The sequence below is a fragment of the Exiguobacterium sp. s21 genome (assembly GCF_018617975.1).
GTDB lineage: Bacteria > Bacillota > Bacilli > Exiguobacteriales > Exiguobacteriaceae > Exiguobacterium > Exiguobacterium mexicanum_A.
In genome coordinates this window covers 59,551-74,447 of record NZ_JACSLF010000002.1, presented here as the reverse complement: position 1 = coordinate 74,447, position 14,897 = coordinate 59,551, and the positions used below count along the sequence as shown (strand labels likewise).

The window sequence follows — 14,897 nt, the reverse complement described above, 5'->3', positions numbered from 1 at the left end:
CGACACCGCGTTTGATGACTCCTCTAAACAGACAAAAAGCAGGCACGGATGCGCCTGCTTCGTTCGAATGACAAGTTGAAGATTAGAGACCTGGTTGGAGCGGGAGCAAAAGCATCGACCCATAAAAAACGACCGAGAAGATGAGCACCGGCCGAAAGAATCGGGACGGACGGACGCGGGTCGCCCCTGCCAAAAAACTCGACACCGTCACCACGAATAAGTAAATTCCGATATACATGAAGACGAGTTGCGGGATGACTTGCCACGCCTGAAGGTCGATCGATGAATTGAACCAGGCGACAAATAGAGCAGCATACGCGATCAATGCGCCAATCCCGATGCCGACACCGACGAGCGGTGAGACGCGGTCGAGCCAATGATCCTCACGTTGGAACCGTTGAAACAGCGCCACACTGATGAAGACGAACATCGCGAATACGAGAAGCGACAACACGAGTGGCTCGAGCGGGACGAAACTGGCGACGAGCGCGACAACAAGCATCAATAACCAAATCAATTTTTCCATATGAACACCTCGTCTGTCAGTATAGCAAACGAATGTTTCGTTTGGAAATTAAATTCCATTTTTGAACATTCATATAAACTCATTGCTTCAGGCTGACAATATGACCGGCCTTGTCGAGACGCTCTGACACTTCCATATGTTTGAGCGAACAATGAACAGACACAAAGATTGTTTTCGTTCGTTATTCTGATGCATTTATAGGAATCAGTCTTGTTTTACTTTGTCGTCTTCTTGTCTTCAGTAAATACTAGGACTGCACCCAAAATGATTAATGCACCTAGCAAAACAAAATATGGTGTTGGAAGATTGCCTCCCCAAGCCATCGTACCTTCTTTTGCGACCACATATGCCCCGGCCTGAATAATAGAATGAGAAATTTGATTCAATTGGTTGAGCAACAATCCAAACAATACAGTTTGAGAAATGATCAAAATACCTATTAGTTTTTTCAAACGTTGTATCTCCCCAAATTTGATTAGTAGTCGTACCACATTAAAAAATTCTTTTACTTCTCACAGCATATTGATTACTTGGACCGACATTGGAAATGCCGACAGTTGTTCGGACAGCCGACGTAATAATGTCGATAGAAGCACATTCGACCGGCTGATAGAAAGGACTACCATTATTATGGTAGCACATTCGATGAAACGAAAGTATAGGGACCTAGTTGCTCGTGTGCATCTATTCATTGATTAAGCGGTTTGTTCATATTTAGATCCTCACGAATGCATCAGTTTGAATTGCCAATCTTTTAAATTCGTCTCTCTATCAAATAGCGCCAGCAAGTTAAACTTTAAAAACTTTCGAATATTTAACCGTAAAAAAACCATAAAAATTGGATTTGCATGTCCAACTTTTATGGGATAGTTCACTTCATGCCTGCATTCCTTTCTTCAACCGTTCATATAGCCCCGCTGTTTCATACTGACGTAATGGTCCTCCCCGATGATGACGTGGTCGAGGCAAGCGATGCCGACGATGTGACCGGCCTCGACGAGACGCTCTGACACCTCGATGTCTTCCCGGCTCGGGGTCGCGTCCCCGCTCGGGTGGTTATGGACAGCGATGAAACACGCCGCCGACAGTTTGAGCGCTTCCCGGAACACGTCGCGCGGATGGACAATCGACGAATTAAGCCCACCGACGAACAGCGTCTTCCGGGCGATGAGCTGGTTCTTCGTGTTCAAATACAGACAGATGAAATGTTCCTGATTCAACAGCCGGAGTTCATCACGGAGCAGTTCATAGGCGTCCTGTGGCGAACGGATCGTCGGCGTCTCCACTTTCGGTTCCTCGACGTAACGGAGACCGATTGCGAACGCCGCGAGCAACTGCTCGGCTTTCTTCTTCGTCATACCCTCGATTTGACAGAGGTCGCTCACGGACGCTTGCGACAGCGCCCGGAGCGTCGGATACACGTCAGACAGCCGTCGGGCCGTCTCGTGCGGGTCGCCGCCCCTGCCCCCGATTTGGAGCAGCCGGGCGATCGCGGATTCAACACTTCGGTCGAGCACCATGGTCATTCCTTCACCAACTTTCGCTTCATTCACAGAAAGCGCGGCGCTACCCCGTGTCGCTCGAGCGTCTCGACGAGCGGACGAATCGGCAGACCGACGACATTATAAAAGTCCCCTTCGAGCCGTTCGACGAACAGACCGCCCGACCCTTGGATGCCGTAAGCGCCTGCCTTGTCATACGGCTCCGTCGAATCGAGGTAGCCGTCGAGCCACGCGTCCGGGATGTCGATGAACGTGACGTGCGTCGTCGTGACGAACAAGTCTTGCCGCTCGGGCCCGATGATGCTGACGCCGGTGAGCACTTCATGCGTCGCCCCCGATAAACGCTGTAGCATGTCTCGCGCGTCGTCCCGGTCTTTCGGCTTCTCTAAGATCGTCCCGTCTAAGACGACGACCGTATCCGAGCCGATGACGATGGCGTCACGGTTGTCGCGGGCGACGTCCATCGCTTTCTCGCGAGCGAGGCGTCCGACGTACTCGTCTGGATGTTCCCGACCGTTCGTCCCTTCGATGACGTTAGATGGGATGACCTCATGCGTGATGCCGGCCTGGCTCAACAGCTCAGTCCGCCGTGGCGACATCGAGGCGAGGATGACACGTTTCTGTGTTGGTTTCATTGTAACGACTCCTTCCATATGTGCGTAACGGGCTTCTTTTCCGTATCACACTTCACTGTCGATTGTAGGCAAACGGGCAGGCGTTTACAATCCAAGACGCCTCAAAAAAACGCCCCTTCTTTTTGAAGGGACGTTTGCATCATGGCGTCGTATAGTCGTACACCGGGATGTCTTTCGGGGTGAACGTCTGCGCCGGTACGTAACGATCGTCTGTGAGTTGATCGAGGTCCGGACGATAGAACGCATCGAGTTCGACCGTGAAGTCGAGCGGCTGGGCCGTCTCGGTCGTGTTCGGCCCCGTCTCAGTCGGTCCAGTGAATTGGACCGTGCGCAAGATGTGAATCCGGTTCATCGATTCGACCGACTCGAGGAACGAGACGAGCGACTCGTACGTGTCCGCTTGGAGCGATACCGTCGAGCGGATTGACGAGGCGTTGACCGGCGTGATTTCGACCGGTTCGGCGGGTTCAGCCGTCGCACTCACATCGTTCGGTTCCGGCTCGTCGATGTCTTCCGGCACTTCCGATTCGGCGATGACACCGTCGGCGAAAGCGATGCTCGTGACGCGCACGTCAGACAGTTGGCTCGCCTGCGATAACGTCTCGACGACCGTGTCGAGGGCTGCCTCGGTCGGGACACGCGTCTGGAGGCGCTGCGAGTCGGCGACGTCGACGACTTCCCCTTCCTGGCGCAATAGTTCGAGCTTCGTCTGCTCGAGCGACAGTTCCCTCTCGAGTGACTTGACGTTGCCTTGGTGGATGAAGTATTGGTAGCCGAAATAAGACGGTACGGCGATGGCCGCGAACAAACAGATTGTAAAGATCAAATAAATCGTCGAGCGTTTCATTCGCTCACCACCTCCTCATCGGTCGTCTCTTCCGTCTCGCCGTCCGGTGTCTCACCATCTGGGGTCTCCCCTTCCGGCGTCTCCGGTTCGGCATCGATGAACGTGAAAGTGAACTCGCCGATGTAGCGTGGGAGCGGTTCGTTCGTCGAATCGAGCACGCTCGGACTGAGCGGCTCATCGGTGTCCGTCTCATCCTGCTCGGTCTCCGCTTTCGTCTCGGTCGTCACGCCGAGCAGTTTGACGTTCTCAAACCGCGGGTCGTTCAAGAGAGAGCGTTGGAACGCATTCAAATCGGCGAGCGTCTCGAACTGAGTACGCACGCTCATGAGCGAACCGTCGGCGTAGTTATACGTCAATACGTAGCCCGTCGGCGGCAATTGCTCGGTCAACGCCCGGAGCGCCGGCACGGCCCATCGTTCTTCGGCCGTGAGCGCCGTCACTGTCTGGTCGAGCGATAGGACTTGCTGACTTTTAGAGTTCACTTGCTCGGTCTGATAGATGCGGACGAGCTGCAACTGCTCCTCGACCTGGGCCTCGTTCCGCTTCAACTCGTTCACTTCATAGAATAAGTAACCGGTCGCGCCGCCACCGATCAAGAGGGCGAGCAAGCTCGCGATGATCGGCCAGCGGAGCGTCACATCGGTCGAGTTGATGAAGTTGGCGTCGTGCTCTTTGTCGAGCGTCGCCATCCCAAGGAGCGGCAACATCTGATGCGACAATGGCGTCGCGTGAGACAGTGGAAGCGGGTCGGCGATCCGTTTGACCGGCACCATCGCCTCACTTTCAATCGTCTGGACGAGATCGTCAAGGTTCGGGACCGTCCCCGAGACGAGCAACTCGTCAATCGGGCGTCCGTCCGTCCGGAGCGAGTAGCGATAGAAGTCGAGGAAACGGGCCAGCTCGTTCAGCCACTCGTCTGTCTGCGTCGCGAGCGTCTCCTTCGAGCCGCTATATGTATACGTGACAAGCCCGTCCGTCGTCTCGGCGCGGTACGGGAGGTCGGTCTCGATGGCGCGGATGAAGCGGACCTGGCCTTCTTCAAGGACGAGCAACTGGTGCGCGAACGGCGTCACGTGCCAAAGGAGCGTCGACTTGAGCGGGTCGAGCGTCTCGAGTCGGGCCACCCCGTTGGCGATGGCGACCGGACGCGGAACGATTTTCTTCAATTGGAACCCGCGTTTTTTCATGTAGGCGCGGATGGCTTTCGTCAAATCGACCGAGACGGCGTGAAGCATGACCTCGGTCTTCGTCTCCGTCTCGCCGAGCACCTCGTAGTCGAAGGCGACGTCGTCGAACGGCAAGATGATCGAGCTACCGATTTCCATGAACAGATAACCCCGGATCTCATCTTTCGGGATCGTCGATGGAATCTCGACTTTACGTGACAACACCTCGGTCTCGGCCATATCGACGGCACAGACCATCCCTTTTCGTACTTTCAGTTTACGGCACAGTTCATCGAAGGCGAGACCGAATGCGTTCTCGTCTTCGATGCGTCCCCCCGTATAGGCGCCTTTCGCCAATTGGACGGAGGCGCTGCGCTTGAACACACCTTGTTTAATCACGGCCCCGTGGATGCTGAGCGCATCGAACGAGAAATACGCGACCGTTCCTTTCTCTATAGACCGGCTCATGCTGGTTTCCCCCTACATCAAATCAAAATACCAATCAAAGAAGCGTTCGCTGAACCAAAACGTCAGCATCGTGCCAAGTGCGATCGACGGCACGAACGGGATCGGCTGTTTGCGATCCATCCGTTTCAAACCGATCAATGTCAGTCCGACGACCGCTCCAATAAAGCTCGATAAAAATAAGGCGACGAGGACGTCGCGCGGCCCGAGCACGAGCCCGATTACTGTAAATAGTTTGACATCGCCGGCCCCAAGTCCCCCCTTGGAGACGAAAAAAACGGTGGCGAGGACAGAGAAACCGAGTGCCGCCCCGGCAATCGGGCTCCACCATACCACACCCGCGCTGTAGGCGAGCAACATGAGGACCGGTGCAGTGAACAGCAAAATGACGTTCGGGACAAGCATCGTCGACAAGTCCGACATCGCTAGTGCGAGGAGCGTCGATAAGAAGACGAAGGCGAGAAGCGTCGTGAGGCTAAATCCATACAGCCAGAAGCTATAGGCGTAACCGACCGCTCCAAGCAGTTCAAAGAGCGGATACGTCGGCGCGATCCGCCCGCCACAGCCGCGGCATTTCCCGCGCAGGAACACGTAACCGAAGACCGGAATCAGTTCCCAAGCGGATAAAACGTGTCCGCATGACGGACAGTGCGAGCGCGGCGTGACGATGGACTGTTTGCGTGGCACGCGGAGCCCGACGACGTTCGTGAATGACGTGATGACGGCCCCGAGGACGAGGCTGTAAATGAGTCCAATAAGTTCAACCAATCAAGGTCACTTCCCTTACTTGTAAGTATATGCCAAAAACAGAAAACCGGCTAGGCTGAGCGAGTGCCCAGCGCCAGCCGGAAAGGAAAATTACTCTAGTTCTGATTTCGAAAGAGAGTCTGAACCTACAGAATCAAAATCAAACTCTTCACCGTCTAGAGATACTGTATATGAGTAGCTTCCAGTATCTTCTTTGTTAACTAAAACTTCAGCTTTTTTGTACGACGCTGATGGATTGAAAGGATCTTTTAGACTACTGATATAAGATTGTGCACCGACCTTAGCTGTTACAGCTGGTGTACTTCCATCTGCATCTTTAGCTGCAGTATCTGATGCTGAAAGAAAATCTAATGTAGCAGATTTACTCACTGGATTCGATGCAGTGTAAAGTTTAGCTGAACTTACCATCTGCTTCGCATCGGCAACCATCGCGTCCTTCTTCGAGTTCTCGATAATCCCACCAATCGCGACAACAGCGATTGCTGCGATAATTCCCAAGATAACGACGACGACGAGCAACTCGACGAGTGTGAGTCCGCGCTCATCTTTCAATTGTTTGGCATCTTGCCAAATCATTTTCATTTTCTCTAACATGATTCATTCTCCCCTTTTGTGTGTTTTGCTGTGATGTAAACTAGATTCATTACCTTTGACCTAATACTAGTAGAACAATTTTACTATACATTCAAAAAATAGGATTGAAAAGATACAAATCTGCAAATAAATAAAAATTTTCTACTGATTTTGGATATCGCCATAAATTTGGAACATCGGCACAACAATCGCGATGACGATGACGCCGACGATGCTTGCCAAGACGACAATCAACAGCGGCTCGATAATCGATTTCAGGCGGTCCGTCGTCGTCTCGACCTCGGTCTCATAAAACTCTGCGACCTCGTTCAACATCGAGTCCAAATCCCCGCTCTCCTCGCCTACCGCAATCATTTGCGTCATGAGCGGCGGGAAGCTATCGTTCCGTTCGAGCGGTTCGTGGAGCGGAATCCCTTGCGCCATCATCTTACGTGCTTGAGCAAGACCTTTGCGGATGACCCGGTTCGAGACAATCTTCTCGGTGATCTCGATCGCCGACAAAATCGGGACCGCCGCTTGCAGCAAGACAGCCAAACTTCGAGTCAATAAGGCGATTTGCGACTTTAGGACGATCGGCCCGAAAATCGGCATCTTCAACAACAATCCATCGATCACATACCGTTCCTTATCGCGCTTCAACATCCATGTGAATACGAGCAGTGCGAGAAGCGCCCCACCGAAGATGAGCCACCAATAGGCGGCAACGAAATCGGAAACGGCGACGACGATACGCGTGATGAGCGGGAGTTCCCCACCGAGCTGTCCGAAGATGCTCGCGAACGTCGGGACGACGTTCACCATGAGGAACGCGACGACGCCGATGGCGACGATCGACACGACGAGCGGATACGTCAACGCCGAGATGACTTTCCGTTTCACGTCATATTGTTTTTGGAGCTGAAGCCCGATTTGGTCGAGCGCCTCCTCCAAGTTCCCGCTCGCCTCACCTGCGAGCGCCATCGAGCTGAAGAAGTTCGAGAATACGCGCGGATGTTTCTTGATCGCCTCCGAGAACGCGATCCCTTCGCGCAAATCGTCCTCGACTTGGCTGAGCGTCTTCTTCAACACTTTCGATTCAGTCTGGACGCGCAAGATGGACGTCGCTCGGACAATCGGCACACCGGCCCGGATGAGCGTCGCGAACTGGCGCACGTACATAATCAAATGTTCAATCTTGACCCGCTCAGGGAGCAAGTTGATTTCTTTATTCAACCCTGTCGACTCGAGTTCAGCGAGCTCGGTGACGAGAATCGATTCTTGGCGCAGCTTTTCTTTCGCTTCGCGGAGCGAGACGGCAGTGACCCGCCCTTTCTTACGCTTCCCGTTCAGCAGTTTACCTTCGTATTGGAAGATGGCCATTCAGTCACCTCTCTTCATTTGGTACGGCGTTCGGGTTGATGACGCCTTGACGGACGAGCTGTTCGATCGCCATGTCCATCGTCTGCATCCCGTTCTGCCGGTTCGTCTGGATGACGGTCGGGAGTTGGAACTCCTTCTCGTTCCGAATCAAGTTGGCGACGGCCGGATTGCCGATCATGATCTCCATCGCGGCGACACGACCTTTCGGCACGTCGACACGCGGGAAGAGACGCTGACTGACGACACCGAGCAGGACGTTGGCGAGCTGGGTCCGGATTTGGTCCTGTTGCTCGGCCGGGAACGCGTCGATGATGCGGCTGACGGTCGACATCGCACTCGACGTGTGGAGTGTCGCCATGACGAGGTGGCCCGTCTCGGCGGCCGTCATCGCCGTCGAAATCGTCTCGAGGTCGCGCATCTCACCGAGCAAGATGACGTCCGGGTCTTGCCGGAGCGCGGCCCGCAGACCGTCGACGAACTTCATGACGTCGGAGCCAATCTCACGCTGGTCGACGATGCTTTGGTCGTGCGAATGCAAATACTCGATCGGGTCTTCGAGCGTGATGATGCGTTTGCGCTGTGTGCGGTTGATTTCATGAATCATCGCGGCAAGCGTCGTCGATTTCCCCGACCCCGTTGGTCCGGTGACGAGGATGAGCCCGTACGGCTTTTCAATCAAACGTTTCAGCACTTGCGGCAAATCGAGCTCGTTCATCGTCGGGATTTCCCCGGAAATAGAACGGAACGCGATCGCGACCGTGCCCCGCTGGTAATAGGCGTTGACGCGGAACCGCGATACGCGCGGGACCCCGAACGAGAAGTCGAGGTCGCGCTGCATCTCGAGCCGCCCCCGCATCTCCTCGGTCATGATGTCTTTCAAATAGCTTTCGATATGGAGCGGCAACACTTTCTCATCACCCATCGTGATGAGGCTCCCGTCAACCCGGATGATCGGCGGTGAGCCGGCGGTCAAATGGATGTCCGAGGCGCGTTGTTCGACCGCTTTCGTTAAAATCACTTCAATCGACTGATGGATCATAGACTCACTCCGTTATCACTGTTCTCAATATTTCCTCGGTATTCGTCAGTCCGAACGCGACTTTCTCGAGCCCATCGGCAAGGAGGAAGCGGGCACCTTGCGCTTTCGCGTAGGCGACCATCTCGGCTTCCGTCGCCTGGTTCATAATCAATCGGCGCAACCCTTCATCGATTGGCACGACCTCATGGATGGCGAGCCGTCCACGATAACCTGTGAAGCTACATGAGGCACAACCGTTGCCGCGTATGATTCGTTCAACCGGAATCCCTTCAGCGGCAAACAGTTCCTGCTCGCGCTTCGAGACCGGCTGTTCATGACCGCAGTCGCGACAGACGCGCCGGACGAGCCGCTGGGCGACGAGCCCGGATGTCGAGGCGGCGACAAGGAACGGTTCGACTCCCATGTCAATCAAGCGGGTGATCGAGCTGATGGCCGAGTTCGTATGTAGTGTCGACAACACCAAGTGACCGGTCAACGACGCTCGAATGGCAATCTCGGCCGTCTCGGTGTCCCGAATCTCCCCGACCATGACGATGTTCGGGTCTTGTCGCAAAATCGAACGCAGACCCGACGCGAACGTCAAGCCGACCTTGGCGTTGACCTGGACTTGGTTGATGCCGTCGAGTTGATACTCGACCGGGTCCTCGACCGTGATGATGTTTTTGGATTCATCGTTCAGTTCGCGCAGCGACGCATAAAGCGTCGACGATTTCCCTGACCCGGTCGGCCCGGTGATGAGGATAATCCCGTTCGGCCGTTTCAGCATGTCGCGATACACTGCCTCGTTTTTGTCGCCGAAGTCGAGTTTCGTCAAATCGGTCAACCCTTCCGACGAGTCGAGCACCCGGATGACGATTTTCTCGCCATACATCGTCGGGAGCGTCGAGACGCGGAAGTCGTACGGGCGGCCCCGGAGCGTATATTTGATACGTCCGTCTTGTGGCAAGCGGCTCTCGGTGATGTCTAGGTTACTCATGACCTTGAGGCGCGTCAGCATGACACTTTGAATCTTTTTCGGATAAATCGCCTCGGTCCGGAGGTCACCATCGACCCGAAAACGGACGTGCAACTGTTTCTCGTGCGGGTCGAAGTGGATATCTGAGGCTCGTTGGTCGATCGCACTCAAGAAGAGCTGATTGACGAGCCGGATGACCGGAGCGTCATCACGCGATGCGGTCTCTTCCCGGTCAAGTTCAGGCGCTTCTTCTTTTAAAATCTCGATGAGTGACGCGTCCATCTCGTAAAAGCGGCTGATTGTCTTACGAATCTGTTCGCGCGTGGCGATCCCGACCTCGATGTTCATCCCCGTCTGCAGACGCACGTCATCGATGGCGATCAAATCGAGCGGGTCCGCTGTCGCGATGAACAGCGTATTGCCTTGTAACGAAATCGGCATGATGTCATGTTTTTGGGCGATGACTTTCGGGACAAGTTTCGTCACGGTGACATTGATGTCTTCTGAATATAATGAAATGACCGGCACGTTCAACTGCTCGTGCAACACTTGAATCAGTTGCGTCTCGGTCAAATAGTTCAATCGCATGAGCGCATCCCCGAGTTTCTCCCCGGTCCGCTTTTGAGTAAGTGCTTCGTCTAGCTGTGCTTGCGTGATCATCCCCGCCTCGACGAGCATCCCGCCGAGCCGTTTCTTCATTCGTCTCAACTTACTTCACCATCCTCTGTGGTACCTCCTGTGCGACGTCTCGCTGTTCGATGAACGCACTGAGTGCCGCACCGCCTGCCAAACCGAGGGCGAGGAGGACCCACGCCCACCACGTCCGCTCGAGCCCTTCGACATACAGGCTATACACGCCGAGCGAGAGCACGGCGACGAGTAACGAGATGACTCCTTTCGTCTCCCGCTTTCGAACGTATGGAATCGATAAGGCGAACACGGTCAATGTGGCAAGTACCCAAAAGGCGATCAAAATCAAATAACCGATCATCCGACTGCCCCCTCACTTGGCACCGGGTCCTGGTCATACACCGGTGGCTGTTCTTCAAACTCATTCAATCCGTCATCCTCTACATCGTCATCGAACGGGTCATCTTCCAGTGATTCGTCCGGGAAAGTTGGAATCACCGGTTCGACCGGTTCAGGAGGCGGGAGCGGGACGGAACTTTTCGTCACGATCTCCGGGATCGGCTCGTAAAAATCAAACCCGAGCAGTTCGAGCGACTCGCCCGTATCCGTGATGCGGACACGATACAGTTTGCCCGACTCCCCGGTCTGACCGGATTGGGTTACAGACGAACTGCCGGCCGTGAGTGACGGCGAGAAGCGGACGATGTTTTGATATGGGACGCTCGTCACGTCTTCGACGCGCGACTCGTACGCTCCAACGAATACCTTGCCGAGCAATTGGACCGTCATCGCGTTCCCTTCTTCGATCACGATGAGCGCGTACGGTGTCTGTTCCGTGTTCTGTACGGCGAAGTTCGAGCGCTCGTCGACTTTGACATCATAGCCGAGCTCGATGCCGGTCGGGAGCGTCTCATGTTGGACCCGTTCTAGGATTTGGAACGGTGTCGCCGCGAACAATTGATACATCGAGGAACCGAGCGTGCTGAGCGCCTCAAAATCTTCTCCGAACGCTTTCAAGCTGAAGATGTCCCCGGCTTCCATCTCGAAGCCGTTCATCCGCTCGAGTGCCGAGCGCATCGCTGGCGTCGGACTGACCGTGATCGAAGCGACGACTTCACTCTCCGTCGCCGTCATCTCGAGGACGACGTCTGAGTTTAAATTCGAGGCGTATTCGACGAGCGGCGGTGTCACCATCGAGAGCGTCACCGGTTGATTCTCTAAGTAAGGCGTCAACCGCTCTTCGTCGACCGTCGTGACGAGCGGATATGTACCCGGTTCAGAAGCCGTCTTGAGCGTCGCATCGACGTTGAATGAGACGACGTCCTTGCCGACTTCGAGGGCCGTCCCATCAACGAGCGTCACCGTGAACGGCGTGTTGTTGAAGTCTTTGATGGCGTTATCGAGCCGGATGACCGCCTCTTCCTTCGTCATCCCCGACACATCGATGCCGGCCACGGTCGTCTCTTTATATGTAGCACTCGTCTTCGCCGAGGCGTCGAGATAGTTCACGAGCCCGATCGTCGGCAACGACACGAGCAGGACTAGCCCCGCCAGGATGAACAGGTGCATCCCATATCGCTTCATTCCATTTCCCCCTCTATTTCAAGTCAAAAGAGACTTTTGAATTACTATCCGTTCCCACTGTAACTTTAGTATAATATGCATTGTACAGAAAATAACAATTATTTCAGGTGAAAAGTCTCTTTTTTCCTGTCTTTAAATGAATATTGAAAAGGAGGTCAATGCGTTGGACCGTTCCGAACAAGGTTTCACGCTCGTCGAAGTGCTCGTCTCGATTGTCGTCGTCTCGATCTTGGCATTATCGCTCATGAATATCTTCTCCCAAAGCTTACGAATCACCTCCTCGGATCTTGACCGGACCGTGGCAAACCAAGTCGCCCAAAATACGCTCAACACGTTGAAGCGTCGGGCGGCCGAAACGCGAGACCCGATTGACATCTCGATCCTCCAGAAGACGCCGGCCAACGTCTGCGATTTGTGTGACGTCACCATCAACGGGCGCGCCTTCGATGTGACCATCCTCTCTCCCGGCAACGAATTACCCGCCGACCTCGTCAACGTCGAGATTACCGTCGCCTCGGAGACGTTGCTCAAACCGATTACGTTGAAAGGAGTGGTGACGAATGCGACGCTTCAAGATAAATTCCCTGAGACGGACGTTCCGGAGCTTCCGTGACCGTGAGGACGGCGTCACGCTCGTCGAGTTGTTGCTCGCACTCGTCATCTCTGCCATCTTCGCCGGCATCGTGATCACCGTCTTCTTGTCCGGCTCGCTCGGTTTCCGTCTGACGAACGATACGAGCTCGCTTCGAAGCGAGGCCGACTATTTGATCACGAGTGTCCTCCAAGACATCAACCGGACCGAGTTCGACGCCTTGACCGTCAACGGGGATACATATTCGTTCCACCGCCTCCATACCCCGCGCATCTCGACGGAAGGTATCCTGTATCGTCAAGGCGATTATATGGAGGACGCCGTTCTCGAGCTCGACCCGTCGAGCTTTGTGACGAACAACCCTGACATCATCGTTCAGTCCGTCGACATCGACCTCCGCGACGAAGTAACCGATCCAAGGCGCGGACGTGAGGCATATATCACTTCTGGATTGATTGAAATTCAAGTAACACTCGCCTCTCGTGAAGATACGACGCTCGTCAAAACGTTCACGAGCACCATCCCGTTATGAAAAGAGGGAGTCAAATGAAACAAGATGAACGAGGCTACGTCCTCATCCTCGTCCTCGTGACGATGGCGGCACTCGCCGTCCTCTCGCTCGCTGCGATTCAAGTCAACTTGGCCACGAACAAGCAGACGAATCTCCGTGTCGACGAGACGCAGCTCGATACCGACGTCAAAGGCGTGCTCGATGTGCTCGTCGCCGATCTCCGAGCGACGTTCCCGCTCCACGATGCGAATGTTGTCCAACCATATATGGAGAACGAGCAATTGTTCCAGGCGAAAGTTGAGACTGTACTTAAACAAGATACGTTGTATGCAGGGACGCGCCAATCGGGTGATAACGATATCCGCTACTCAATTACCCGCTCGACAGCGGACCAGGCGAACGCCCCGTTCACGACGGTGCTCACGTTGACCGCGACCGGGACGACGAAAGCGAAACCGGAACAGCCGATGCAGACAAGCTCGTATAGCCAAGAAGTATATGTGACGGCGCTGCCGTCATTCCTCTATTACGTCCTCGGGTCGGACGACACGTTGACGGTCAACGGTCCACCGAAGATTGAAGGGAACTTGTTTGCGGGGACAAGGCTCTCACTCGAACGCGACGCGAAGTACCAACTGAAAAACCAAGTCAACACGCTGAACAATAGCGCTTCGAGCCGGTTTTATCTCGATGGCCGCATCGATCTTGGAGACGGGGCGACGTGCGACGGCTGTGAAACGCCGAACTATTTCACGAACTCGACTACTCCAGGTGTGAACCATGAACCTGAGATTGGTCCGGTTGAGAGTACGTTTTCTCGCTTTAACTTGAATTACTCGGTCATCCAGTTCGCGAACCGACACCGTGCCACTGCCGGTAAATTGCCTTACACGAATTCACCGAAGCAAACGCTGTTTCAATCAACGTTAATCCCGACATCGACGATTTCACCCTTTCTCAAGCAAACTTACGTCGTCGATGGAGAGACAACGCCACGTGAACGGCTGACCGAGTTTATCGATTCCAGCCAGCTCAATTCGATCCAAACGTTACAACTCGTCAATCTTCCAGTAGGTGTGACAGGTCCGATGGTCATCACCAAGTCGATTACGAACAGCACCGTCCCGCTTCTCTTAAACGGAGATGTCACCATCGACGCATTAGACACCATCACCATTAGCCGCCCACTAATCATTAATGGGGATTTGACGATTCGTGGGAAAGTCGCGTTCAATACGACCGTTTATACATTAGGAGACGCGTTCATTGATCGCGCGGATTTATTGCCGGTCGCTTCTGGTGCGAATGACAGTTCACTCGTCCTGCTCGCCGAAGGAAAAATTTTATTGAATCGAATCAATGAATTCCAGGACAGTTCTTCGACGCTCCAAGCATTTATGTACAGCGCTTCGACTGAACCGACTCGACTCTATTCTGTCGGCTCCATTGTCAACATGAAAGGCGGTCTGTATAGTAAAGGGCCGCTCGAAGTAAACACATTCCGCGGTTCGTTTAAATCATTACCGCAACAAGCGAATAAACAAGCTTATTTCGCTCCTGGGAATGTGATTGCCTCTCCAGACGTCGACGATTCACGTCTCGTCATGGAATATAATGAAGGTGTATTCCGCCAAATCGACACGCTCCCGGTCACAAACCAGCTCCAACTGTTCGTCGGTCAACAATTGAAGAAATGAAAAAGAGGCTGCTCTCACGAGTAGCCT

16 protein-coding genes are annotated in these 14,897 nt (G+C 54.1%); 3 read left to right on the top strand and 13 right to left on the bottom strand.

Features of this window, described 5'->3' with window-relative positions:
* Positions 1 to 82: 82 nt before the first annotated feature.
* The 13 genes from KNP06_RS02865 to KNP06_RS02805 all read right to left on the bottom strand — a co-directional run bounded on the left by KNP06_RS02865 (position 83) and on the right by KNP06_RS02805 (position 12,070).
* Complete coding sequence (locus KNP06_RS02865; protein ID WP_251128436.1) at positions 83 to 526, bottom strand: hypothetical protein; 444 nt, start codon at positions 524 to 526, stop codon at positions 83 to 85.
* A 215-nt stretch (positions 527 to 741) separates the two neighbouring features.
* Positions 742 to 978 carry a hypothetical protein gene (locus tag KNP06_RS02860; protein WP_251131541.1) on the bottom strand — a complete coding sequence of 79 codons (237 nt, stop codon included), beginning with the start codon at positions 976 to 978 and terminating at the stop codon, positions 742 to 744.
* Between the two features lie 444 nt (positions 979 to 1,422).
* Positions 1,423 to 2,046 carry a RadC family protein gene (radC, locus tag KNP06_RS02855; RefSeq protein WP_235420135.1) on the bottom strand — a complete coding sequence of 208 codons (624 nt, stop codon included), beginning with the start codon at positions 2,044 to 2,046 and terminating at the stop codon, positions 1,423 to 1,425.
* 29 nt (positions 2,047 to 2,075) lie between these two features.
* Positions 2,076 to 2,663: a Maf family protein gene (locus KNP06_RS02850; protein ID WP_242678875.1), complete on the bottom strand. Its 588-nt coding sequence runs from the start codon at positions 2,661 to 2,663 to the stop codon at positions 2,076 to 2,078.
* A 139-nt stretch (positions 2,664 to 2,802) separates the two neighbouring features.
* Positions 2,803 to 3,510 (bottom strand): hypothetical protein, encoded by a 708-nt coding sequence (locus KNP06_RS02845; RefSeq protein ID WP_214787863.1) that lies wholly within the window; start codon positions 3,508 to 3,510, stop codon positions 2,803 to 2,805.
* The gene (pilM, locus tag KNP06_RS02840; protein ID WP_214787860.1) at positions 3,507 to 5,144 is read right to left on the bottom strand and encodes a pilus assembly protein PilM; all 1,638 of its coding nucleotides are present in this window, start codon (positions 5,142 to 5,144) and stop codon (positions 3,507 to 3,509) included. The genes KNP06_RS02845 and pilM overlap by 4 nt, the downstream gene beginning before the upstream one ends.
* 12 nt (positions 5,145 to 5,156) lie before the next feature.
* Positions 5,157 to 5,909 carry a prepilin peptidase gene (locus KNP06_RS02835; protein WP_214787857.1) on the bottom strand — a complete coding sequence of 251 codons (753 nt, stop codon included), beginning with the start codon at positions 5,907 to 5,909 and terminating at the stop codon, positions 5,157 to 5,159.
* A 90-nt stretch (positions 5,910 to 5,999) separates the two neighbouring features.
* Positions 6,000 to 6,503: a prepilin-type N-terminal cleavage/methylation domain-containing protein gene (locus KNP06_RS02830; protein ID WP_214787854.1), complete on the bottom strand. Its 504-nt coding sequence runs from the start codon at positions 6,501 to 6,503 to the stop codon at positions 6,000 to 6,002.
* A 141-nt stretch (positions 6,504 to 6,644) separates the two neighbouring features.
* Complete coding sequence (locus tag KNP06_RS02825; protein ID WP_214787851.1) at positions 6,645 to 7,862, bottom strand: type II secretion system F family protein; 1,218 nt, start codon at positions 7,860 to 7,862, stop codon at positions 6,645 to 6,647.
* A 4-nt stretch (positions 7,863 to 7,866) separates the two neighbouring features.
* Positions 7,867 to 8,901, bottom strand: coding sequence for a type IV pilus twitching motility protein PilT (locus tag KNP06_RS02820; RefSeq protein ID WP_214763798.1), 1,035 nt, complete (start codon positions 8,899 to 8,901; stop codon positions 7,867 to 7,869).
* A gap of 4 nt (positions 8,902 to 8,905) precedes the next feature.
* Positions 8,906 to 10,555, bottom strand: a complete 1,650-nt coding sequence (locus KNP06_RS02815) for a GspE/PulE family protein (RefSeq protein ID WP_251131547.1) — start codon at positions 10,553 to 10,555, stop codon at positions 8,906 to 8,908.
* 10 nt (positions 10,556 to 10,565) lie between these two features.
* A complete protein-coding gene (locus KNP06_RS02810; RefSeq protein ID WP_034809727.1) occupies positions 10,566 to 10,847 on the bottom strand; it encodes a hypothetical protein in 282 nt (93 codons plus the stop codon).
* Positions 10,844 to 12,070, bottom strand: a complete 1,227-nt coding sequence (locus KNP06_RS02805; RefSeq protein WP_214787847.1) for a G5 domain-containing protein — start codon at positions 12,068 to 12,070, stop codon at positions 10,844 to 10,846. The genes KNP06_RS02810 and KNP06_RS02805 overlap by 4 nt, the downstream gene beginning before the upstream one ends.
* 163 nt (positions 12,071 to 12,233) lie before the next feature.
* On the opposite strand from KNP06_RS02805, the gene KNP06_RS02800 reads away from it, so the two are divergent.
* Genes KNP06_RS02800 through KNP06_RS02790 form a run of 3 tightly spaced genes read left to right on the top strand, consistent with a single transcriptional unit; the run spans position 12,234 to position 14,870 of the window.
* On the top strand, positions 12,234 to 12,683 hold the full coding sequence (locus KNP06_RS02800) for a prepilin-type N-terminal cleavage/methylation domain-containing protein (protein WP_034809733.1): 450 nt from the start codon (positions 12,234 to 12,236) through the stop codon (positions 12,681 to 12,683).
* Positions 12,631 to 13,194 (top strand): PilW family protein, encoded by a 564-nt coding sequence (locus tag KNP06_RS02795; protein ID WP_214710489.1) that lies wholly within the window; start codon positions 12,631 to 12,633, stop codon positions 13,192 to 13,194. The genes KNP06_RS02800 and KNP06_RS02795 overlap by 53 nt, the downstream gene beginning before the upstream one ends.
* A 14-nt stretch (positions 13,195 to 13,208) precedes the next feature.
* Positions 13,209 to 14,870: a hypothetical protein gene (locus KNP06_RS02790; protein ID WP_214710488.1), complete on the top strand. Its 1,662-nt coding sequence runs from the start codon at positions 13,209 to 13,211 to the stop codon at positions 14,868 to 14,870.
* Positions 14,871 to 14,897: the final 27 nt, after the last annotated feature.